This window comes from Thermomonas sp. (assembly GCF_041905325.1).
Classification (GTDB): domain Bacteria; phylum Pseudomonadota; class Gammaproteobacteria; order Xanthomonadales; family Xanthomonadaceae; genus Thermomonas.
Map to the genome: position 1 here is coordinate 382192 of NZ_JAYRLK010000001.1, position 21268 is coordinate 403459.

25 protein-coding genes and 1 pseudogene are annotated in these 21268 nt (G+C 69.3%); 18 read left to right on the forward strand and 8 right to left on the reverse strand.

Going from position 1 to position 21268, the window contains the following annotated elements; translation table 11 throughout:
* Window positions 1-3 precede the first annotated feature (3 nt).
* On the reverse strand, window positions 4-1275 hold the full coding sequence (gene murA, locus ACE3OK_RS01675; RefSeq protein WP_374247779.1) for a UDP-N-acetylglucosamine 1-carboxyvinyltransferase: 1272 nt from the start codon (window positions 1273-1275) through the stop codon (window positions 4-6).
* Window positions 1275-1508, reverse strand: a complete 234-nt coding sequence (locus tag ACE3OK_RS01680; protein ID WP_374247780.1) for a BolA family protein — start codon at window positions 1506-1508, stop codon at window positions 1275-1277. The genes murA and ACE3OK_RS01680 overlap by 1 nt, the downstream gene beginning before the upstream one ends.
* A gap of 64 nt (window positions 1509-1572) precedes the next feature.
* Here ACE3OK_RS01680 and ACE3OK_RS01685 point away from each other — a divergent pair, with 64 nt between their 5' ends.
* From ACE3OK_RS01685 to mgtE, 13 genes are all read left to right on the forward strand, one after another.
* Complete coding sequence (locus tag ACE3OK_RS01685; protein ID WP_374247781.1) at window positions 1573-2559, forward strand: KpsF/GutQ family sugar-phosphate isomerase; 987 nt, start codon at window positions 1573-1575, stop codon at window positions 2557-2559.
* A complete protein-coding gene (locus tag ACE3OK_RS01690) occupies window positions 2559-3104 on the forward strand; it encodes a KdsC family phosphatase (RefSeq protein ID WP_374247783.1) in 546 nt (181 codons plus the stop codon). The genes ACE3OK_RS01685 and ACE3OK_RS01690 overlap by 1 nt, the downstream gene beginning before the upstream one ends.
* Complete coding sequence (gene lptC, locus ACE3OK_RS01695; RefSeq protein ID WP_374247784.1) at window positions 3097-3672, forward strand: LPS export ABC transporter periplasmic protein LptC; 576 nt, start codon at window positions 3097-3099, stop codon at window positions 3670-3672. The genes ACE3OK_RS01690 and lptC overlap by 8 nt, the downstream gene beginning before the upstream one ends.
* A gap of 4 nt (window positions 3673-3676) precedes the next feature.
* Window positions 3677-4162 carry a lipopolysaccharide transport periplasmic protein LptA gene (lptA, locus tag ACE3OK_RS01700; RefSeq protein ID WP_374247785.1) on the forward strand — a complete coding sequence of 162 codons (486 nt, stop codon included), beginning with the start codon at window positions 3677-3679 and terminating at the stop codon, window positions 4160-4162.
* A complete protein-coding gene (gene lptB / locus ACE3OK_RS01705; protein WP_374247786.1) occupies window positions 4162-4881 on the forward strand; it encodes an LPS export ABC transporter ATP-binding protein in 720 nt (239 codons plus the stop codon). Before lptA ends, lptB begins: the two co-directional genes overlap by 1 nt.
* 353 nt (window positions 4882-5234) lie before the next feature.
* Window positions 5235-5561, forward strand: a complete 327-nt coding sequence (gene hpf, locus ACE3OK_RS01710; RefSeq protein WP_374247787.1) for a ribosome hibernation-promoting factor, HPF/YfiA family — start codon at window positions 5235-5237, stop codon at window positions 5559-5561.
* A 24-nt stretch (window positions 5562-5585) separates the two neighbouring features.
* Window positions 5586-6542 (forward strand): HPr(Ser) kinase/phosphatase, encoded by a 957-nt coding sequence (hprK, locus tag ACE3OK_RS01715; RefSeq protein WP_374247788.1) that lies wholly within the window; start codon window positions 5586-5588, stop codon window positions 6540-6542.
* A gap of 11 nt (window positions 6543-6553) precedes the next feature.
* Window positions 6554-7408, forward strand: coding sequence for an RNase adapter RapZ (rapZ, locus tag ACE3OK_RS01720; RefSeq protein ID WP_374247789.1), 855 nt, complete (start codon window positions 6554-6556; stop codon window positions 7406-7408).
* 49 nt (window positions 7409-7457) lie between these two features.
* Window positions 7458-7850: a PTS sugar transporter subunit IIA gene (locus ACE3OK_RS01725; RefSeq protein WP_374247790.1), complete on the forward strand. Its 393-nt coding sequence runs from the start codon at window positions 7458-7460 to the stop codon at window positions 7848-7850.
* 27 nt (window positions 7851-7877) lie between these two features.
* On the forward strand, window positions 7878-8147 hold the full coding sequence (locus ACE3OK_RS01730) for an HPr family phosphocarrier protein (protein ID WP_374247791.1): 270 nt from the start codon (window positions 7878-7880) through the stop codon (window positions 8145-8147).
* Window positions 8147-9877: a phosphoenolpyruvate--protein phosphotransferase gene (gene ptsP / locus ACE3OK_RS01735; protein WP_374247792.1), complete on the forward strand. Its 1731-nt coding sequence runs from the start codon at window positions 8147-8149 to the stop codon at window positions 9875-9877. Before ACE3OK_RS01730 ends, ptsP begins: the two co-directional genes overlap by 1 nt.
* Window positions 9878-9991: 114 nt before the next feature.
* A complete protein-coding gene (locus ACE3OK_RS01740; protein ID WP_374247793.1) occupies window positions 9992-11107 on the forward strand; it encodes an HD-GYP domain-containing protein in 1116 nt (371 codons plus the stop codon).
* Between the two features lie 129 nt (window positions 11108-11236).
* Window positions 11237-12598, forward strand: a complete 1362-nt coding sequence (gene mgtE / locus ACE3OK_RS01745; RefSeq protein ID WP_374247794.1) for a magnesium transporter — start codon at window positions 11237-11239, stop codon at window positions 12596-12598.
* Here mgtE and ACE3OK_RS01750 read toward each other — a convergent pair.
* From ACE3OK_RS01750 to ACE3OK_RS01770, 5 genes are read right to left on the reverse strand one after another with little or no spacing between them, the layout of a single operon-like run.
* Window positions 12595-13521 (reverse strand): aspartate carbamoyltransferase catalytic subunit, encoded by a 927-nt coding sequence (locus tag ACE3OK_RS01750; RefSeq protein WP_374247795.1) that lies wholly within the window; start codon window positions 13519-13521, stop codon window positions 12595-12597. The genes mgtE and ACE3OK_RS01750 overlap by 4 nt on opposite strands.
* A gap of 28 nt (window positions 13522-13549) precedes the next feature.
* A complete protein-coding gene (gene ruvX / locus ACE3OK_RS01755; RefSeq protein ID WP_374247796.1) occupies window positions 13550-14011 on the reverse strand; it encodes a Holliday junction resolvase RuvX in 462 nt (153 codons plus the stop codon).
* A gap of 8 nt (window positions 14012-14019) precedes the next feature.
* Window positions 14020-14589 carry a YqgE/AlgH family protein gene (locus ACE3OK_RS01760; protein ID WP_374247797.1) on the reverse strand — a complete coding sequence of 190 codons (570 nt, stop codon included), beginning with the start codon at window positions 14587-14589 and terminating at the stop codon, window positions 14020-14022.
* A gap of 57 nt (window positions 14590-14646) precedes the next feature.
* Window positions 14647-15777 (reverse strand): PilT/PilU family type 4a pilus ATPase, encoded by a 1131-nt coding sequence (locus ACE3OK_RS01765; RefSeq protein WP_374247798.1) that lies wholly within the window; start codon window positions 15775-15777, stop codon window positions 14647-14649.
* 15 nt (window positions 15778-15792) lie between these two features.
* Window positions 15793-16830: a type IV pilus twitching motility protein PilT gene (locus ACE3OK_RS01770; RefSeq protein WP_374247799.1), complete on the reverse strand. Its 1038-nt coding sequence runs from the start codon at window positions 16828-16830 to the stop codon at window positions 15793-15795.
* Between the two features lie 113 nt (window positions 16831-16943).
* Between ACE3OK_RS01770 and ACE3OK_RS01775 the strand changes: the two genes are divergently transcribed.
* Genes ACE3OK_RS01775 through ACE3OK_RS01785 form a run of 3 tightly spaced genes read left to right on the forward strand, consistent with a single transcriptional unit; the run spans window position 16944 to window position 18964 of the window.
* Entirely contained in the window at window positions 16944-17660 is a 717-nt protein-coding gene (locus ACE3OK_RS01775; RefSeq protein ID WP_374247800.1) for a YggS family pyridoxal phosphate-dependent enzyme, read from the forward strand.
* Complete coding sequence (proC, locus tag ACE3OK_RS01780) at window positions 17657-18475, forward strand: pyrroline-5-carboxylate reductase (protein ID WP_374247801.1); 819 nt, start codon at window positions 17657-17659, stop codon at window positions 18473-18475. The genes ACE3OK_RS01775 and proC overlap by 4 nt, the downstream gene beginning before the upstream one ends.
* A 15-nt stretch (window positions 18476-18490) precedes the next feature.
* The gene (locus ACE3OK_RS01785) at window positions 18491-18964 is read left to right on the forward strand and encodes a DUF4426 domain-containing protein (RefSeq protein ID WP_374247802.1); all 474 of its coding nucleotides are present in this window, start codon (window positions 18491-18493) and stop codon (window positions 18962-18964) included.
* A gap of 5 nt (window positions 18965-18969) precedes the next feature.
* Here the strand turns inward: ACE3OK_RS01785 and pdxH are convergent, their stop codons facing one another.
* Window positions 18970-19566, reverse strand: a complete 597-nt coding sequence (gene pdxH / locus ACE3OK_RS01790) for a pyridoxamine 5'-phosphate oxidase (RefSeq protein ID WP_374247803.1) — start codon at window positions 19564-19566, stop codon at window positions 18970-18972.
* Between the two features lie 91 nt (window positions 19567-19657).
* Between pdxH and ACE3OK_RS01795 the strand changes: the two are divergent.
* Window positions 19658-20116: pseudogene (locus ACE3OK_RS01795) on the forward strand (shikimate kinase); the annotation flags it as partial.
* 36 nt (window positions 20117-20152) lie between these two features.
* Entirely contained in the window at window positions 20153-21253 is a 1101-nt protein-coding gene (gene aroB / locus ACE3OK_RS01800) for a 3-dehydroquinate synthase (protein WP_374247899.1), read from the forward strand.
* Window positions 21254-21268 lie beyond the last annotated feature (15 nt).

The window sequence follows — 21268 nt, forward strand, 5'->3', positions numbered from 1 at the left end:
CCGTCACGCCACCCGACGCACCCGCGCGCCCAGCGCGGACAGCTTGGCTTCGATGTTCTCGTAGCCGCGGTCGAGGTGGTAGATGCGGTCGATGGTGGTCTCGCCGTCGGCCACCAGCCCGGCCAGGATCAGCGAGGCCGAGGCGCGCAGGTCGGTGGCCATCACCGGCGCGCCGCTGAGCTGGGCAACGCCGCGCACCACCGCGGTGTGCCCGTCCACGCGGATGTCCGCGCCCAGGCGCAGCAGCTCGTTGACGTGCATGAAGCGGTTTTCGAAGATCGTTTCGTTGATCACGCCCACGCCGTCGGCCACGCAGTCCAGCGCCATGAACTGCGCCTGCATGTCGGTGGGGAACGCCGGGTGCGGCGCGGTGGTGATGTTCACCGCGCGCGGTCGCTGGCCGTGCATGTCCACGGTGATGCGGTCGCCGGTATCGGCAGTGGATTCGATCGTGACTTCCGCGCCGGCTTCGCGCAGTTTGTCCAGCACCGCGTCCATGCTGTCGGCGCGCGCATGGGTGGCGGTGACGCGGCCGCCGGTCATCGCCGCGGCCACCAGGAAGGTGCCGCATTCGATGCGGTCGGCCACCACCGCGTGCGTGCAGCCCTGCAGCCGTTCCACGCCTTCGATGACGATCCGCGCCGAGCCGTGCCCGCTGATGCGGGCGCCCATCGCGTTGAGACACTCGGCCAGGTCGACGATTTCCGGCTCCATCGCCGCGTTTTCCAGCACAGTGGTGCCGTCCGCCAGCGCGGCGGCCATCAGCACGTTCTCGGTGGCCCCCACGCTGACCAGCTCGAACACGTGGCGCGCGCCCTTCAGGCGGCCGTTGCAGCGGGCCTTGATGAAGCCGTGGTCCACCACGATCTCGGCACCCAGTGCCTGCAAGCCCTTGATGTGCAGGTCCACCGGGCGCGAGCCGATGGCGCAGCCGCCGGGCAGCGACACCTCCGCCACGCCCTGCTTGGCCAGCAGCGGGCCCAGCACCAGCACCGAGGCGCGCATGGTCTTGACCAGCTCGTACGGCGCCACGTGGCTGTTCACGCTGCGCGGGTCGACGGTCATCACGTCGCCGGCATGGTCCACGCCGGCGCCCAGCCCGGCCAGCAGCTTGGCCGTGGTCAGCACGTCGTGCAGGCGCGGCACGTTGGTGATCCGCACCGGCGCGTCGGCCAGCAGGGTGGCGCACAGGATCGGCAGCACCGCGTTCTTGGCACCGGAGATGCGGACCTCGCCACACAGGCGACTGCCGCCTTCCACCACGATCTTCTGCATCAGGCGGCCGCCTCTTCGGGGGTCAGGGTCTTCAGTTGCAGGGCATGGATCTCGCGCCCCATCAGCGCCCCCAGGGTGGCGTTGACCATGCGGTGGCGGGCCAGCGGCAGCTTGCCGGCGAATGCCGCGCACACCACCACGGCTTCGAAATGCACGCCGTCGTCGCCCTGCACCTCGACGCGGGCACCGGGCAGGCCGGCTTCGATCAATTGGCGAATATGCTCGGTGTTCATGGGTAGGCGGGGCGACTCGCGATAAACTGAACGCACAAGTCTAGCGGAATCCCGCCTTCGCCCCATGAGCGCAAACCTGGACAATTTCGACTTCGCCGCCAGTGGCCGCCGCGTGTTTGCCCTCGAAGCCGAGGCGCTGGCCGTGGTGGCGGCGCGGGTGGACGCCGCATTCGCCGCCGCCTGCCGGACCATGCTGGCCTGCCGCGGCCGGGTGGTGTGCACCGGCATGGGCAAGTCCGGCCACGTGGCGCGCAAGATCGCCGCCACCCTGGCCTCCACCGGCACCCCGGCGTTCTACATGCACCCGGGCGAAGCCGCGCACGGCGACCTGGGCATGGTGACCGACGCCGACGTGGTGCTGGCGCTGTCCTATTCCGGCGAAAGCGACGAATTGCTGCTGCTGCTGCCGGCGCTGCGCCGCCAGGGCAACCCGGTGATCGCGATGACCGGCCGCCCCGGCTCCACGCTGGCGCGCGAGGCCGACCACCACCTCGACGTGGCGGTGCCGGTGGAAGCCTGCCCGCTGCAACTGGCCCCCACCTCCAGCACCACCGCCAGCCTGGCGATGGGCGATGCGCTGGCAGTGTCGCTGCTGGAGGCGCGTGGCTTCACCGCCGACGACTTCGCCCGCTCGCACCCGGCTGGCGCGCTGGGCCGGCGGCTGCTGCTGCGCATCGCCGACGTGATGCACGTCGGCGATGCGGTGCCGCGCGTCCCCCCCAGCGCCACCCTCAGCGAGGCGCTGGTGGAAATGGGCCGCAAGCGGCTGGGCATGACCGCGGTGGCGGACGCCGATGGCCGCCTGCTGGGCCTGTACACCGACGGCGACCTGCGACGCAGCCTGAACGATGCCAGCATCGACCTGCGCACCACCCGCATCGACGTGGTGATGTCGCGCGGACCGAAGACCATCACTGCCGACGCGCTGGCCAGCGAGGCTGCCCAGTTGATGGAAGCACACAAGATCCACGGCCTGCTGGTGACCGATGGCGACGGCCGGCTGGTGGGTGCACTGAACATCCACGACCTTTTGCTGGCGCGGGTGGTGTGATGACGCCGCCGGAGTATCCCGCCGACCTGCTTGCGCGCGCCGCACGCATCCGCCTGATCGGCTTCGATGTCGACGGCACCCTCACCGACGGCGGCCTGCTGCTGGACGCCGACGGCCGCGAAACCCGCCGCTTCGACGTGCAGGACGGCATGGGCCTGGTGTTGCTGGGCCGTGCCGGCATCACCGTGGCCCTGGTCACCGCGCGCCATGGCGAAGCGGTACGCACGCGCGGCAAGGAACTGGGCATCACCCGCCTGCACCTGGGCGAGCGCGACAAGCTGGCGCGGATGCAGGCCATCGCCACCGAGCTGGGGATCGGCATGGAGGCGGTGGCGTTCATGGGCGACGACCTGCCCGACCGCCCCGTGATGCTGGAAGCCGGGCTGGCGCTGGCCCCCGCCAACGCACACCCGTGGACCGCGCAAGCCGCGCACTGGATGACGCCGCGCCCGGGTGGCCACGGTGCCGTGCGCGACGCCTGCGACCTGCTGCTGCACGCGCAAGGCCACGTGGCCGCGCTGCTGGTGCCGCCCGCCCATGGCTGAGCACCCGCCGGTCCCGGGCTGGCGCAGCCTGCTCGGTGTCGCCCTGCTGCTGGGTGCGATCGCCAGCGGCTGGTCGGTCTGGCGGCACGCGCACCCGGGCAGCGACGGCCTGCTGGCAACCCGCTCCGACTACGTGCTGCGCAACTACGAGATCGTGGTGCTCAACCCGCAAGGCCGCGAATCCTTCACCCTGCGCGGCCCGGAACTGCTGCGCAACCCGGCTGACAAGACCATGCAGTTGGCCACCCCGCAATTCCTGGTGCCCGATCACAACGGCCACTACTGGGATGTGCGCGCGCAGCACGGCTTCGTGCCGGCAGGTGGCGAGCAACTGCAACTGCGTGGCAAGGTGCGCGCCGTCAGCCCGCCGCAAGCGCCCCCGCCCACCCTCATCGAAACCGAATGGTTGGCGCTGGACCTGCACCGCAACCGCGCCGCAACCGCCGCCGCCGTCACCGTCACCCGCCCCGGCCTTACAATGCGCGGCATGGGCCTGGAGGCGGATTTCGACCGCCAGCAGGTCTCCCTCCTTTCGCAGGTGCACGCCCGCTATGCCCCACAGCCCTAAGCCCATGCCCGCGCTGCTGGCCCTCGCCCTGCTGGCCGTCGCCGGCAGCACCATGGCGCGCACCACCGACCGCAAGCAGCCGATGGACATCGATGCCGGCCACCAGGTCTGCACCTCCGGCAAGGTGGTCACCTGCACCTTCACCCAGAAGGTGACGGTGACGCAGGGCTCGTTGCGCATCGACGCCGACAATGGCGTGATCGTGCAGGCCGACGGCAAGCCCAGCAACGCGCAATTCCACGGCGACGTGGACCTGCACCAGCAGATGGACGACGGCAGCCAGCTCAGCGCCCGCTCCGCCAACCTCGACTACGACCTGCGCAACGACATCATCGTGCTCACCGGCGCGGTCACCGTGCAGCAGAACCGCGGCACCCTGTCCGGCGAGCGCGTCAGCTACAACATCAAGACCGGGCAAATCGAAAGCGGCGGCAGCGGCCGGGTGAAGATGCGCATCATCCCCAAGGATGCCGAACCGGGGTCGCCCTGATGCTGGTCGCGGAAGGCTTGCGCAAGCGCTACCGCGCACGCGAAGTGGTGCGTGATTTCGGGCTGACCCTGCACCCGGGCGAAGTGGTGGGCCTGCTGGGCCCCAACGGCGCCGGCAAGACCACCTGCTTCTACATGATCGTGGGCCTGGTGCCCGCCGACGCCGGCCGCATCCTGCTGGACGGCAAGGACATCACCGACCTGCCGATGTACGCCCGCGCCAAACTGGGGCTGGGCTACCTTCCGCAAGAACCCTCGGTGTTCCGCAAGCTCAGCGTGGCCGACAACCTCCGGCTGGTGCTGGAACTGCGCGCGGATCTCGACGAGGACGGCCGCGAGCACGAACTCAACGCCCTGCTGGACGAATTGCAGATCGGCCACGTCACCGACCAACCCGGTGCCAGCCTGTCCGGCGGCGAGCGACGCCGGGTGGAAATCGCCCGCGCGCTGGCCGGCAAGCCGCGCATGATCCTGCTGGACGAACCTTTCGCGGGCGTCGACCCGATTTCGGTGAACGAGATCCAGCGCATCGTGCGCCACCTCAAGCAGCGCGGCATCGGCGTGCTCATCACCGACCACAACGTGCGCGAGACCCTGGGCATCTGCGACCGCGCCTGCATCCTCGCCGAAGGCGGGGTGCTGGCGCAGGGTACCCCCGCCGAACTGCTGGACAACCCGGACGTGCGCCGGGTCTACCTGGGCGAGGACTTCCGCCTCTGAGCCGGTTCGCCCGGCCTGCGTGCCGGCTTGCTCCGGATCAATTCTTCCGCCGTGCAAAGGGCTATGCTGGCTCGCATGAAGCCGCGCCCGTCCCCTGCGACGCCGCCACGCGCCACGATGCCGTCCTCGCACCGTTCGCTTCCCGGTGCACGCCGCACGCGCCCCGTCCAATCCCCGGAAACCGCCGCGCCACCCTTGCCGACGGCGCAGCTTGTCGATACGTTGCAGGTAACGGGTCTGCCGTCCACCACCAGTCCCGGCGACCTCACCCCAACATGCGCGCGTCGTCACCCGGCGCCGCACCACCGCCACGGGTACCCCCGCCCGAGGTCCATTGCAGCAAGGAGGTCAACATGCAGATCGAAACCTACGGCCAACAGATGGACGTCACGCCTGCCCTGCGCAGTTACGTGGAGAACCGGTTCGAACGCCTCGGCCGGCATTTCGAAGGTGATTGCGAAATCCGCGTCCAGCTTGGGCTGGAAAAACCCCACCACAAGGCGATCGCCACCATCAACGTCTCCGGCCGCACCCTGCATGGCGATGCCACCGGGCAGGACATGTACGCGGCCATCGACCTGCTGGTGGACAAGCTCGACCGGCAACTGGTCAAGCACAAGGAAAAACAGGTGGAACAGCGCCGCGGCGACGGGCTGGCCAAGAGCAGCCTCGTCGACTGACCCCCGCCCTCCCGGAACCTGTCCATGACCGCCGCCCGCATCACCGCCGCCGAATTGTTCGCCAGCCAGCAGGAACGGCTGGCCCTGCGCTGGCTGGCCGGGCAGGACACCGGCGGCGGGCGGGTGCTGGAAGCCGTGGACACGGTGGCCCGCCGGCCTTCGCTGGCGGGCTACCTCAACGCCATCTACCCGAACAAGGTGCAGATCCTCGGCTCCGAGGAACTGGAATGGCTGGACGGGCTGGACGCCCGCCAGCGCTGGGAGACCATCCACAAGATCATCGACTTCCGCCCGCTGGCGCTGGTCATCAGCAAGAACCAGTCGTGCCCGGAAGACCTGCGCCAGGCCGCCGCCGAAACCGAAACCCCGCTGTGGGTGTCGCCGCGCCGCGGGCATGAGCTGCTCAACCACCTGCAATACGTGCTCGCGCGCCGGCTGGCGCCGCGCGTGACCCTGCACGGCGTGTTCATGGAGATCTACTCCATCGGCGTGCTGATCACCGGCGAGTCCGGCTCCGGCAAGAGCGAGCTGGCACTGGAGCTGATCACCCGCGGCCACCGACTGGTGGCCGACGATGCCCCCGAATTCACCCAGATCGCCCCCGACGTGCTCGACGGCGCCTGCCCGGAACTGTTGCAGGACATGCTGGAACTGCGCGGCCTCGGCGTGCTCAACATCCGCCAGATGTTCGGCGACACCGCGGTCAAGCGGAACAAGTACCTGCGCATGATCGTGCACCTGAGCAAGCCCGCGCCCGACCCCGGCAGCAGCGGCATGGAGCGCCTCACCGGCGACCTCGGCACCCGCCGCGTGCTGGACCTGGACGTGCCGATGATCACCGTGCCGGTGATGGCCGGACGCAACCTCGCGGTGCTCACCGAAGCCGCCACCCGCATGCACATCCTGCGCAGCAAGGGCATCGACCCGGCCGCCGCGTTCATGGCCCGGCACAGCCACTTCCTCGAGCGCTCCAGCCCATGAGTGCGGGCAGCATGCCCACTCTGGTGGTGGTCAGCGGCATGTCCGGCTCGGGCAAATCCGGGGCGTTGCACACCCTGGAAGACCTCGGCTACTACTGCGTGGACAACCTGCCGGCGGAGCTGCTGCCCGAATTCGTGAGTCGCTTGCAGGCCAACGACAACGCCCCGGCGAAGGTGGCGGTGGTCATCGATGCGCGCAACCTCGGCGACCTGGCCGACGTTCCCGCGGCGCTCTCGCAGGTCGGCGCACTGGGGGCCAACCCGCGCCTGCTGTTCCTCGAAGCGCGCGACGAGGTGGTGCTGCGCCGCTACGCCGACACCCGCCGGCGGCACCCGCTCAGCCACCTCGGGCTGGCGCTGGCCGACGCCATTTCGCTCGACCGCCAGGCCCTGCGCCCGCTGCGGCAAATCGCCGATATCCTGCTGGAGACCAGCGAGCTCAACGTCCACCAGATGCGCCGGCGCATCCTTGCCGAATTCGGGCTGGATGGCGCCGGCCTGTCGCTGTTGTTCGAATCCTTCGCCTATCGCCACGGCGTGCCCGCCGAGGCCGACTTCGTCTTCGATGCACGGGTGCTGCCCAATCCGCACTGGGATGCGCGCCTGCGCCCGCTGTCCGGTCGCGATGCCGAGGTGCGCGACTTCCTCGACGGCGAGCCCGAAGTTGCCGCCTACGTGGCCCAGGTCGAAGGCTTCCTGGATGCCTGGCTGCCCAAACTGCGCACCGAAACCCGCAGCTACGTCACCGTCGCCTTCGGCTGCAGCGGCGGCCGTCACCGATCCGTCTACCTTGCCGAACGGCTGGCCCGCCATTGCCATTCCAACGGCTGGGCGGAAGTGGCCACCCACCACCGCGAACTGGACTGATCGCCACAACCGCATTCACGCCGTCGCCTGCGTCTGTTAAGTTTGCAGGATGTCCGTCGGCATCCTGCTCGTCACCCACGAAAGCATCGGCAGCGCCTTGCTGGCGGTGGCCGCGCGCCTGCTGCGCAACCTGCCACTGGCCTGCGAAGCCTTCGAGGTCCCGTTCGACGGCGATCCCGATGCCCTGCTGCCACGCGCCAGTGCCGCCATGCGCCGGGTGGATGGCGGGCACGGCGTGCTGGTGCTCACCGATCTGTACGGCGCCACCCCCGCCAACCTTGCCGCCCGGCTGGCGCGGCTGGGTACGCCGGTCAGGCGCGTCTCCGCCCTGAACCTGCCGATGCTGCTGCGGGTGCTGAACTATGCCGACCTCGAACTCGACGACCTGCCCGCCGTCGCCGCCGCGGGGGCCCGCAACGGAGCCATCATCGATGACGCCTGAGCGATCCGCAGGGCGCGGGGGCCGCGCATGATCCGCTGCGAACTGACCATCACCAACCGGCTGGGCCTGCATGCACGCGCCACCGCCAAGTTGGTGCAACTGCTGTCCGGCTTCCGCTGCCAGGCTTCGCTGGAAGCGCGCGGCCGCGAGGTCAATGCCAAGAGCATCATGGGCGTGATGCTGCTGGCCGCCGGCCCCGGCACCGAGGTGGTGCTGCGGGTGGATGGCGATGACGAGCAGGCCGCCGCCGACGCGGTGGCGGCACTGTTCGAGCGCCGCTTCGACGAGGACAGCTGATGCGCCAACTGCTCCCCGGCAACGCCGCCGCCCGCGGCAGCGCGCTGGGCCGGGCACGCGTGCGCCTGCCGCATGCGCTGGACATCGAGGAAACCCGCATCGATGCCGGCGACGTCGAATCCGAACTGGCGCGCTTCCACGAAGCGGTGGCCAGCGTGCGCGCCGAGATGCGCGACCTGCGCGACCGCCTGCACGGCGCGCTGGCGCAAGAGGTCGGTGAATTCCTCGACCTCCACGCCCTGTTGCTGGACGACCCCGAACTGCTGTCCGGCATCGCCACCCTGATCCGCACCGGCCTGTACTCCGCCGACTACGCCCTGCGCCTGCAACGCAACCGCATCGCCGCGGTGTTCGAAGGCATGGACGATGCCTACCTGCGCAGCCGCATCGACGACATCGACCAGGTCATCGGCCGCCTGCACGCCGCCCTCAACAGCCGCAAGGCCGCCGTGCAGGGCGTCTCCGGTGAAATCCTGGTCACCGACACCGTGGCCCCGGCGGAACTGGCGCAACTGCAACAGCAAGGCGTGATCGGCGTGGTCACCGCCGGCGGCAGCCCGCTTTCGCACAGCGCGATCCTGGCGCGCAGCCTGCACCTGCCGCTGGTGGTGGGTGCCGCACAGGCGCTGCTGAAGATCAACGACGGCGACGTGCTGGTGATCGACGGCGGCAGCGGGCTGGTGGTGCTGGAACCCAATGCCGACGATCTGCGTGCCCACCACACGCGCGTGGCCGAGGCGCGCCAGGAACGCCGCCAGCTCAACCGCCTGCGCCGCGAACCGACCCGTACCCTCGATGGCGTCGACATCAAGCTGTGGGCCAACGCCGAATCACGCGACGACGTCACCGAGGCGCACGCGCTGGGGGCGGCCGGCGTGGGCCTGTACCGCACCGAATTCCTGTTCCTCGGCAGCCACGAACTGCCCGACGAGGAAGCGCAGTTCCGCGCCTATCGCGACGCCGTGCTGGCGATGACCGGGCGCACCGTCACCATCCGCACGCTGGACCTGGGCGCCGACAAGGCCGACAAGACCGGGCTGGCACTGAAGAACGAGCCCAACCCGGCGCTGGGCCTGCGCGGGGTGCGGCTGTCACTGGCCCGCGCCGGCCTGCTGCATACCCAATTGCGCGCCATCGCCCGCGCCTCCGGCTACGGGCCGGTGCGGGTGCTGGTGCCGATGATCAGCGGTGGCGAGGAAATGCGCGCGGTGCGCGCGGTGCTGGACGAGGTGCTGGCCAGCCTGCGCGCGGACGGCCGCGAGACGGCGACCGACATCCCGTTGGGGGCCATGATCGAAGTCCCGTCGGCGGCGCTGTCACTGCCCAGCTTCATCGACTGCTGCGATTTCCTTTCCATCGGCACCAACGACCTGGTGCAGTACCTGCTGGCCGCCGACCGCACCCACGAAGCCCTGGAAAACCTGTATTCCCCCCTGCACCCCGCCGTCCTGCGGGTATTGCGCGACGTGGTGAAGGTGGCCGGCCGCCACGCCACGCCCGTCACCGTGTGCGGGGAAATGGCCGCCGACCCCGCCTGCGTTCCCTTGCTGCTGGCGCTGGGCCTGCAAGAGTTGAGCCTGCATCCGGCCACCTTGCTGGAGGTGCGCCGTTGCATCCGTGCCAGCACCCATGCCCGGCTGCGTGCGGCCGCGCCGGCGCTGCTGCGCGCCCACGACCGCGCCGGCATCGAAGCCTGGCTGCGTCGGCATGCCGCGGGGACACCGCAATGACCCTGCCAAGCCGTCATCTCTGGCAGACTAGTCCGACGTTGGCGGCCACTTCAGGCAACCTCCGCAGGAGTCGATAGTCCCGCAATGAACCCGGCACCGAACCGCTTGGATGCGATGCGCCCGCTCAGGGAGGATGACCTGCAGATCGGCCAGCCGTTGGCCATGTCCGTGTACGACCAGAACGGCGCCCTGCTGCTGTTGGCCGGCTTCGTGATCGAAAACGATGCCCAGATGGAAACGCTGATCGCCCGCGGCAGCCTGGTGCAATTGCCGGAACGGGCGTCGTCGCCGCCGCCCCGGCCCGGGTTGAAACCGCGCGCCACCATCGAGGCGATGAACCAGCTCCATCGTGATGTCGGCCTGCTGCACAAGCGGCTGCTGTCCGGTGCCGCCGCCGGAGTGCAGGAGCGCGTGGCGCAACTCACCGCCACCATCGAAGAACACCTCGCGCTGGATACCGACGCCACCCTGGCCTCGATGCAGTTGCAGCTGGACCCGGCCAACCATGCCGCGCGCCAGACCCATGCCGCCATCATCTGCGTGTTCGCCACCCGCGCGCTGGGCATGCCCGCCGCCACCGCGCGCGCGCTCGCCGGCGCGGCACTGACCTACGACCTCGCGCTGGGGCCGCTGGCCACCCAGCTGAACGGCCAGAGCGAACGCCTGAGCTACACCCAACTGGCGCAAGTCCGTGCCCATCCGGAAGTGGGCCTGCGCCTGCTGGAAAGCGCCGGCATCACCGATCCGGTGTGGATCGACGCGGTACTGCACCACCACGAACGCCTGGATGGCTCCGGTTATCCGCACGGCCTGCGCGCTGGTGCCATCCGCGACACCACCCGCCTGCTGGCGATCATCGACATCTACACCGCGATGCTGCGCCCGCGCGTCTACCGCGACGCGCTGCCGGCGCGAATGGCCCTGCGCAGCATCTTCCTGGAGCGCGGCAAGCAGGTTGACGAGGCGCTGGCGATGATGCTGGTGAAGGAACTGGGCGTGTATCCACCGGGGACGCTGGTGCGATTGGCCAACGACGAGGTGGGCATCGTGTTGCGCCGTGGCGACGACGCCGCGCATCCGCAAGTGGCACGGGTGATGACCTCCGAAGGCTTCCAGGCCAGCGAGTCGCTGCAACGCGACACCCGCCTGCCGGAGTTCCACATCGCCGATTCCGTGCCCTACGACCGCTTGCCCGGCATCGTCGCCAATGCCGCCAAATTGTGGGATTGAGCGCGGCAAAAACTTGCACCGGGGTGGGCAACGGCGGCGCCAACGGCGATAATGGGCGCATCATGAACATCTGATTCGGCGCCTGCGTGCACTGCCGCGCGACGTGCCTCCCTCCCGCCGGAAGCCCGCATGGCCGAAGCCGTCCGCCACGACAAGACCGCGCGCCAGCTGCGTCTGCTCAGCGACGCGCTGGACAGCGGCCGGCTGGGCCCGGTACGGCGGCTGGTCAACACCCTGTCGCCGGCCGAGATCGGCAACCTGCTGGAATCGCTGCCGCCCGGCAAGCGCAGCGTCGTCTGGGGACTGGTGGACGCGGAAGACGACGGCGAGGTGCTGGTGCACGTCGGCGACGAGGTGCGCGAAAGCCTGATCGCGGACATGGACCCGGACGAACTGGTCGCCGCCGCCGCCGACCTGGACATCGACGACCTGGCCGATCTGGTCGAGGATCTGCCGGACACGGTGATCGACGAAGTGTTGAAGTCGATGGACCGCGAGAACCGCGAGCGCCTGGAACAGGTGCTGTCGTATGCCGAAGACAGCGCCGGCCGCCTGATGAACCCGGACGTGGTGACGGTGCGCGCCGACACCACCATCGACGTGGTGCTGCGCTACCTGCGCCTGCGCGGCGAGCTGCCCGACCACACCGATCATATTTATGTGGTCAGCAAGCGCCACCAATACCTGGGCCGGATCGCCCTGCAGGCCTTGCTCACCCACGAACCCGGCACCCCCATCAACCAGTTGCTGGACGACGAGCAGCCGGCCATTGGCGTGGACGAAAGTTCGGACGAGGTGGCCCGCCAGTTCTCCGACCACGACTGGATCAGCGCGCCGGTGGTGGACGACAGCAACATCCTGCTGGGCCGCATCACGATTGACGATGTGGTCGACATCATCCGTGCGCAGGCCGAGCACCAGGTGATGTCCGCCGCCGGCCTCGACGAGGACGAGGACCTGTTCTCGCCGGTGCGGCGTGCTTTCCGCCGGCGCATGCTGTGGCTCACCATCAATCTCGCCACCGCCTTCCTGGCCTCCTCGGTGGTCAACCAGTTCCAGGCCACCATCGCCCATCTGGTGTCGCTGGCGGTGCTGATGCCGATCGTGGCCGGCATGGGCGGCAATGCCGGCACCCAAGTGCTGGCCCTGATGGTGCGCGGCCTCGCGCTGGGGCAGATCGGCGGCACCAACATCGGCGCGCTGGTCTGGAAGGAAGTACGCATCGCCATCATCAACGGCATCGGCATCGGCCTGCTGCTGGCGCTGATCGTGCTGCTGTGGTTCCACGACCCGATGTTGTCACTGGTGATCGGGCTGGCACTGACCATCAATTTCACCGCCGCCGCCCTCGGCGGCGTGTTCGTGCCGGTCACGGTCAAGCGCTTCGGCTTCGACCCGGCGCTGGCCGGCGGCGTCATCCTCACCACCGTCACCGACGTGATGGGCTTTTTGTCCTTCCTCGGCTTGGCGACGTTGCTGTTGCTGCACTAGGCCAGCAACACCTCCAACGCCGCCATCCGCACTGCCACGCCGTTGGCCACCTGGTTGAGTACCCGCGATTGCGGGCCGTCGGCCACGCCGTCGGTGATTTCCACGCCGCGGTTCATCGGCCCGGGATGCATGACGATGGCACCCGGCGCGGCGCGGCGCAGGCGGGTTTCGGTGAGGCCGTAGTCGCGGTGGTAATCCTCCAGCGAAGCCACCAGGCCTTCCACCATGCGCTCGCGCTGCAGGCGCAGCATCATCGCCGCATCCACGCCGTCCAGCGCGGCGTCGAAGTCGTGGCTGACCACGCAGCCGTGCAGGGTGTCGTCATCCGGCAACAAGGCCGCCGGGCCGCACACGCGAATCTCGCCGCAGCCCAGCGCGCGCAGCGCGTGCAGGTCGCTGCGGGCCACCCGTGAATGCTTCACGTCGCCGACGATCACCACTTTCAGCTTCGAGAAATCCTCACCCCTGGCCTGCCGCAGCGTGAGCATGTCCAGCAGGCCCTGGGTGGGATGGTGGCTGCGGCCGTCACCGGCGTTGAGGACGGCCACGCCGGGATGCGCCGCCGCGGCCAGCGCCGCCACCGCGCCGTCGCCCTTGTGGCGCACCACGAAGCCGCGCACGCCCATCGCCTGGATGGTGCGGAAGGTGTCGAGGTCGGTCTCGCCCTTGGTGGCGGACGAAGTGGAGGCATCGAAGTTGAGGATATGCGCGCCCAATCGCTGGGCGGCGAGCTGGAAGCTCAGGCGGGTGCGGGTGGACGGTTCGAAGAACAGCGTGCACACGGCCACGCCGGCCAGCGCGGCAGGCGCCTGCGCGCCCTCGGCGAAGGCCTGGGCGCGGCGCAACAGGGCATCGAGTTGCGATGCCGACAGGCGTTCCAGGTCGAGCAGGTGGCGCAGGTGGCCGGCGGCGGGCTGGGTCATGGGGGGATTCATCCGGTCAGGAAAAACATCAGGAAAGCCCGGCAGCGTCGCGCGGCGAGGACAGCCAGCGCTCGACGATGACGGCCGCGGCCACTGCATCCAGCACGTCGGCATCGCGACGTTTGCGGGTGCCGGCGGCGCGGGCGGCCGCAAAGCGGCGGGCAGCTTCCTGCGAGCTGTTGCGTTCGTCGATCATCAGCACCGGCAACCGGCAGCGCTGACGCAGGGTTTCGGCGAACGCGCGGGCGGCCTTGCGGATCGGTTGGTCGCCGCCGTCCAGGGTCATCGGATCGCCGACGATCAGGCCGTCGGGCCGCCACTCGCGCAGCAGCCGGTCGACGTGCGCCCAATCCGGTCCGCCGGCATGCACGTCGACCACCGCCACCGCGCTGGCATTGCCGGTCAGCGCGTTGCCGACCGCCACCCCGATCCGGCGCATGCCGACGTCGAAGCCCAGCACGGTGCCATCGGCGCGGATCAGTGACGTCACGCCTTCGTTCATGCGTGGCCGCTGTGGCTGGCGTGGTTGAGCAGGTCGACACCGATGCTGCCGGCCGCCGCCTGCCAGCGCTGCGACAACGGCAACTGGAACAGCACGTCGCGACGGCCCGGAACCAGCAGCCAGCTGTCGTCCACCAGTTCCTGCTCCAGCTGGCCAGCTCCCCAGCCCGCACACCCCAACGTCACCAGCGCCTGCTGCGGGCCTTCGCCGCGCGCCATCGCTTCCAGCACGTCGCGCGAGGTGGTCAGGTACAGACCCTCGCCTACTTCCAGGCTGGACTCCCAGGGGCGGTCACCCTCGTGCAGCACGAAGCCGCGCTCGGGATGCACCGGCCCGCCATGCAGCACCAGTTGCGCTTTCAGCGTCTCGTTGTCGCTGGCCACGCCCATCTGCTGCAACACTTCGCCAATGGTGTATTCCGATGGCCGGTTGACCACCACGCCCATCGCGCCGTCGTCATCGTGCTGGCAAATGAGGGTGACGCTGCGCTCGAAATTCGGATCACGCAGGGAAGGCAGGGCAATCAGCAGGTGGTTGCCGTAATTTTGCGCGCGCTCGTCGTCCATGCGCGCATTCTAGCGTGGCACGGCCCCGGGCCGCAGCGCCAGGGCGCGCCGCGCGGCTCAGCTGGCCTCGGCGATCATCACCCCATCCAGCCCCTGCGCCAGGGTGTGCGCATCGCCGCCTTGCGCCAGCTTGATGCGCAGACGCACCTCGTTGGCGGAGTCGGCGTAGCGCAGCGCGTCCTCGTAGCTGATCTCGCCGGCCTGGTAGAGCTCGAACAGGCTCTGGTCGAAGGTCTTCATGCCCATCTGCACGGATTCCTTCATCACTTCCTTGAGCTTGTGGATCTCGCCGTCGCGGATGTAGTCCTGCACCAACGGGGTGCCAAGCAGGATTTCCATCGCCACCCGCCGCGCCTTGCCGTCCGGGGTCGGGATCAGCTGCTGCGCGACCACGCCTTTCAGGTTCAGCGACAGGTCCATCAGCAACTGGCTGCGACGGTCTTCCGGGAAGAAGTTGATGATGCGGTCCATCGCCTGGTTGGCGTTGTTGGCATGCAGCGTGCACAGCACCAGGTGGCCGGTTTCGGCGAAGGCCACGGCATGGTCCATGCCCTCGCGGGTGCGCACCTCGCCGATCATGATCACGTCCGGCGCCTGGCGCAGGGTGTTCTTCAGCGCGTTCTCCCAGCTGTCGGTGTCGATGCCGACCTCGCGCTGGGTGATGATGCAGCCGTCGTGCTTGTGCACGAACTCGATCGGGTCCTCGATGGTGATGATGTGGCCGGTGGAATTGGCGTTGCGGTAGCCGATCATCGCCGCCAGCGAGGTGGATTTGCCGGTACCGGTGGCGCCCACGAAGATGATGATGCCGCGCTTGGTCATCGCCAGGGTTTTCACCACCGGCGGCAGGTTCAACTCTTCCACCGTGGGGATGCGGGTCTCGATGCGGCGCAGCACCATGCCGACCTGGTTGCGCTGGTAGAAGCAGGACACGCGGAAGCGGCCCACCCCGGCCACGCCGATCGCGAAGTTGCACTCGTGGGTCTTTTCGAATTCCTCACGCTGCTGCGGCGTCATCACGTTGAGCACGAGATCGCGGCTTTGCTGCGAGGTCAGCGGGTTCTGGGTGATCGGGCTGATCTTGCCGTTCACCTTCATCGACGGCGGCATGCCGGCGGTGATGAACAGATCCGACGCCTTCTGGTGCGCCATCAGCTTGAGGAACGAGGTGAAATCGATACTGCTCATGGCGACGCTCCGTGATTATTCGAACAACCGCTTGTCCTTGGCGTATTCGCGCGCCTGCTGGCGACTGACCATGCCGCGCTTGACCAGCTCCTGCAGGTGCTGGTCGAGGGTCTGCATGCCCTGGCCCTGGCCGGTCTGGATGGATGAATACATCTGCGCCACCTTGTCCTCGCGGATCAGGTTGCGGATGGCCGGGGTGCCGACCATGATCTCCCACGCGGCGGTACGGCCGCCGCCGACCTTCTTCAGCAGCGCCTGCGCGATCACCGCGCGCAGCGATTCCGACAGCATCGAACGCACCATCGACTTCTCGCCGGCGGGGAACACGTCGATGATGCGGTCGATGGTCTTGGCGGCCGAACTGGTATGCAGGGTGGCGAACACCAGGTGCCCGGTTTCCGCGGCGGTCAGCGCCAGGCGGATGGTTTCCAGGTCGCGCAACTCGCCCACCAGGATGATGTCCGGGTCTTCACGCAGCGCGCTGCGCAGCGCCTCGTTGAAGCCGTGGGTGTCGCGGTGCACCTCGCGCTGGTTGATCAGGCACTTCTGCGAGGTGTGCACGAATTCGATCGGATCCTCGACCGAGAGGATGTGGCCGTATTCGTTCTTGTTGATGTGGTCGATCATCGCCGCCAGCGTGGTCGACTTGCCCGAGCCGGTGGGCCCGGTGACCAGGATCAGGCCCTGCGGCTGCTCGATCAGTTCCTTGAAGATGCGCGGGCAGCCCAGGTCTTCCAGCGTCAGCACTTCCGAGGGAATGGTGCGGAACACCGCACCGGCACCGCGGTTCTGGTTGAACGCGTTGACGCGGAAGCGCGCCAGCCCGGGGATTTCGAAGCTGAAGTCGACTTCGAGGAACTCTTCGAAATCGCGCCGCTGCTTGTCCGACATGATGTCGTAGACCAGCGCGTGCACCTGCTTGTGGTCCAGTGCCGGAATGTTGATCCGGCGGACGTCGCCGTCGACGCGGATCATCGGAGGCAAGCCCGCCGACAGGTGCAGGTCCGAGGCCTTGTTCTTGACCGAAAATGCCAGAAGCTCAGCGATATCCATGCGTATTCCCCAACGCCTTCCGAAATGTGGCACCGCCGCGCATTTACCGCCCGGTGGCAACGATCGCACCCCGCAGGCAGTATGAGCGCCACCCGCACCCGCATTCAACCACCGTGAGCCACCTCGACGCTACCGCCGCGCTGCACGCGGCCTTGCTGCACATCGATAACGCAAGCCGTGCCGCCGGCAGGCCAGAAGCCCGCCTGCTGGCGGTCTCCAAGACCCGCGATGCCGCCGCCATCGCCGCCATGGCCGCCGCCGGGCAACGCGCATTCGGGGAAAACTACGTGCAGGAGGCGTTGCCGAAGATCGCCGCGCTGCGCGCGCTCGGGCTGGAATGGCACCTGATCGGCCACCTGCAATCCAACAAGGCCGACGCCGCGGCACGGGCATTCGACTGGGTGCAGACGGTGGATCGCGACAAGCTGGTGGCCGCGCTGGCCCGGCAGCGTCCGGCCGAACTGCCGCCACTCAACGTGCTCATCCAGGTCAACATCGACGATGAAGCCAGCAAGTCCGGGTGCCGGCCCGAAGCGGTGCCGGCACTGGCCGCCGCGATCGCCGCCGCGCCGCGCCTGCGCCTGCGCGGGCTGATGGCGATTCCGGCACCGGTGGAAGACCGCGCCCGGCGGCGCGCCGCGTTCCGCGCCATGGCCGACCTGTTCGCCGCGCTGGCCGCCCGCCATCCCGGCGTCGACACCCTGTCGATGGGGATGAGCGAGGACTACGTGGACGCGATCGAGGAAGGTGCGACCATGGTGCGCATCGGCAGCGCGCTGTTCGGCGCACGCCCTCCCAAACCCGTGACGCAAACGGAGCAAACCCCATGAATGAGTCGATCGCCTTCATCGGTGGCGGCAACATGGCCCGCAGCCTGATCGGCGGGCTGGTGGCACAGGGCCACGCGCCCGCCCGGATCCGCGTGGCCGAACCGTTGGATGCGCTGCGCGAGGCGTTGCAGGCCGATTTCGGCGTGACCACGTTCGACGCCGCCGCGACCGCCGCGGCAGGGGCCGCCACCTGGGTGCTGGCCACCAAACCGCAAGTCCTGCACGACGTCTGCGCCGGGCTGGCCGCACAGGCACAGGCCGCCCGGCCGCTGGTGGTCTCGATCGCCGCCGGCATCACCGCCCCGCAGATCGCCCGCTGGCTGGGGGGTGGCATCAAGGTGGTGCGGACGATGCCCAATACCCCTGCGCTGCTGGGTGCGGGCGTCACCGGCCTGTACGCCGATGCCGCCGTGACTGCCGAAGAACGCCGCTTCGCCGGCACCTTGCTGGCTGCCGCCGGCACCACCGTGTGGATCGAGGACGAAGCGCAGATGGATGCGGTGACCGCCGTGTCCGGCAGCGGCCCGGCCTACGTGTTCCTGCTGGCCGAGGCGATGGTGGCCGCAGGCCTCCGTGAAGGCCTGCCGGCGGCGGCGGCGCGCACGCTGGCGCTGCAAACCGTGCTGGGCGCGGCGCGCATGCTCACCGAGGCCGACGTCGAGCCGGCCGAACTGCGGCGCCGGGTCACGTCCCCCAATGGCACCACCCAGGCGGCGATCGAAACCTTCGAAGCCGGTGGTTTCCGCACGCTGGTGGAAGCCGCCATCCACGCCGCCCGCGTGCGCGGCGCCGAACTCTCCGCCGCCAACGACTGAAGCAGGAGCCCTGCCATGCGCCTTGCCGTCCTGTGCCTTGCCCTGGCCAGCTGCCTGCCGGCCGCCTGCAACCGAACCCCGGCACCGGCCGCAGCCAGCCGCAGCGATGCCGCCGCCGACAACGCCCGCATGACCCTGGGCGATGCCACCTTGCAGGCCTCCACCGTGGCCATCGCCGATCTCAATGCCGAGGTGGCGCGCCGTTACGGACTGGATCGCAGCCAGGACGGCGTGCTGCTGCTGGTCACCCTGCGCGATGCCGCCGGCAACGCCCTGGCACCGGGCGACCTGCACCTGGCCGCCACCGCGGCTGCGCTGGGTGACCCGCCGCACCCCATGCAACTGCAATCCATCCTGGTCGACGGCCTGACCGACTATGTCGGCGTGTTCCCCGCCAAGCCACCGGCCACGCTGCAGTTCCGGATCACCGCCGTGCGCAACGGCGCGCGCGCCGACATCACCACCAGCGCCGACCTGCAACCCCGCTGAATCCCTTACGGGTACAGCATCCGCTGCGTCCAGTGGCCACTGGCGTCGCGCTCGTGCAACTGCCGCTCGTGCAGGCGGAAGTTCGCCGCGTGCCAGAACTCCACCACCCGCGGCTGCACCCGGAACCCGCCCCAACGCGGTGGACGCGGCACCGCGCGGCCCTCGAACTCGGCCTCGAACTTCGCCAGCCGCGCCTCGAAAGTCTCGCGCGCATCCAGCGTTGCGGACTGCTGCGAGGCCCAGGCCCCGACCTGGCTGCCGCGCGGCCGGCTGGCGAAATAGGCATCCGCCTCGGCATCGCCGACGATCTCCACCGCGCCCTCGATCCGCACCTGCACGCCATTGCGCACGCGCGGCCAATGGAACAGCAGCGCCGCTTGCGGGTTGGCCTGCAATTCACGGCCCTTGCGCCCGTCCAGATGGGTGTAGAACACGAAGCCGCGCGCATCGTGCGCCTTGAGCAGCACGATGCGCGCGGACGGGCGACCGTCGGCATCCACCGTGGCCACCGTCATCGCGGTGCGGTCGGGCTCGCCGGCGGCTTGCGCCTCGGCGAACAGGGTGTCGAAGGTGGCAAGGATGTCGTCGGGAAGAATGTTCATGCCGTCATTGTCGCCCATCCGCACCGGCCGCGCACCCGGCTGTTAGCATGCTGCGATGCAAAATCCCCAGCCAATCGTCCTGATCGGCCCGATGGGCAGCGGCAAGAGCACGCTGGGACGCGCGCTGGCGGCGCGGCTGGCACTGCCGTTCGTGGACGTGGATGCGCGCATCGAGGCCGACGCCGGATGCGACATCGCGCAGTTGTTCGATACCGAGGGCGAAGCCGGTTTCCGCACCCGCGAGGCACGCGTGCTGGCGGCCAGCCTGCGCGAAGGCGCTGCGGTCATCGCCACCGGCGGCGGCGCGGTGTTGCTGGAGGCCAATCGCACCGCGATGCGCGCGGCCGGCACCGTGGTCTACCTGCACGTGGATGCCGCCACCCAGCAGGCGCGGCTGCACGGCGACACCCACCGCCCGCTTCTGCAAGCCGCCGACCCGGCGCAGACGCTGGCCCGCCTGCAAGCCCGGCGCGAACCGCTGTACCGCGCCACCGCGCACCTGCTGCTGGACACCACCACGCTGCTGCCGGAAGCGGCTGCGGCGACATTGGCGGAACGGCTTCACCTTTTTTTGCACAAGACGCACATGAACACCACCCCGCACACGGTCGACGTCGCCGCTGCCACGCCCTATCGCATCCATATCGGCCCCAATCTTCTGGATGACGGCAGCTGGCTGGCACGGACGCTGCGAGGCCGGCAGGCATTGCTCGTCAGCGACGCCAACGTCGCGCCGCTGTATGCCGGCCGCGTGGAGGCGGCCCTGCAGGCCGCCGGTCCCGGCCTGCGCATCGCCCGTCACGTGATCGCCGCCGGCGAAACGGAAAAGACACTGGCGAATTTCAGCGGCACGATCGACGCGCTGGCCGCACTCGGCGCCACCCGCGATGCCTGCGTGTTCGCGCTGGGTGGCGGCGTGGTCGGCGACCTGGCCGGCTTCGCCGCCGCCTGCTGGATGCGTGGCATCGACATCGTGCAACTGCCCACCACCCTGCTGGCGATGGTGGATTCCTCGGTCGGCGGCAAGACCGCAGTGGACATCCCGCAGGGCAAGAACCTGGTCGGTGCCTTCCACGTCCCGCGTGCGGTGCTGGCCGATACCGCCACCCTGCGCACGCTGCCAGCGCGCGAATTGCGCGCGGGGCTGGCCGAGGTCATCAAATACGGGGCGATCGTCGACGCCGATTTCCTGCACTGGCTGGACGCGCACCGCGATGCCCTGCTGGGTGGCGACGACGCCGCGCTGGCCCAGGCCATCGCCCGCAGTTGCGCACACAAGGCGGCAATCACCACCCGCGATCCGCTGGAACACGGCGACCGCGCCCTGCTCAACTTCGGCCACACCTTCGGCCACGCCATCGAGGCCGAGCAGGGCTACGGCGACGGCCTCAACCACGGCGAGGCGGTGGCGGTGGGCATGCTGCTGGCGGCACGCCTGTCGGCCACCCTGGGGCTGGCTTCGCGGGCCGACGCGGAGGCGCTGCGCACGCTGCTGCAGCGCTTCGAACTGCCGGTGGACGTGCCCGCCGGCCTCACCCCCGAAGCACTGCTGGCGCGGATGCGGCTGGACAAGAAAGCGCAGGCCAGTGGGCTGCGCTTCATCCTGTGGAACGGCCCGGGCGCGGCGCGGATCGTCGCCGACGTGGAGGAAGGCGCAGTGCTGGCGGTGCTGCGGGCAGAGGGCTGAACGCCCAAGCCAGGC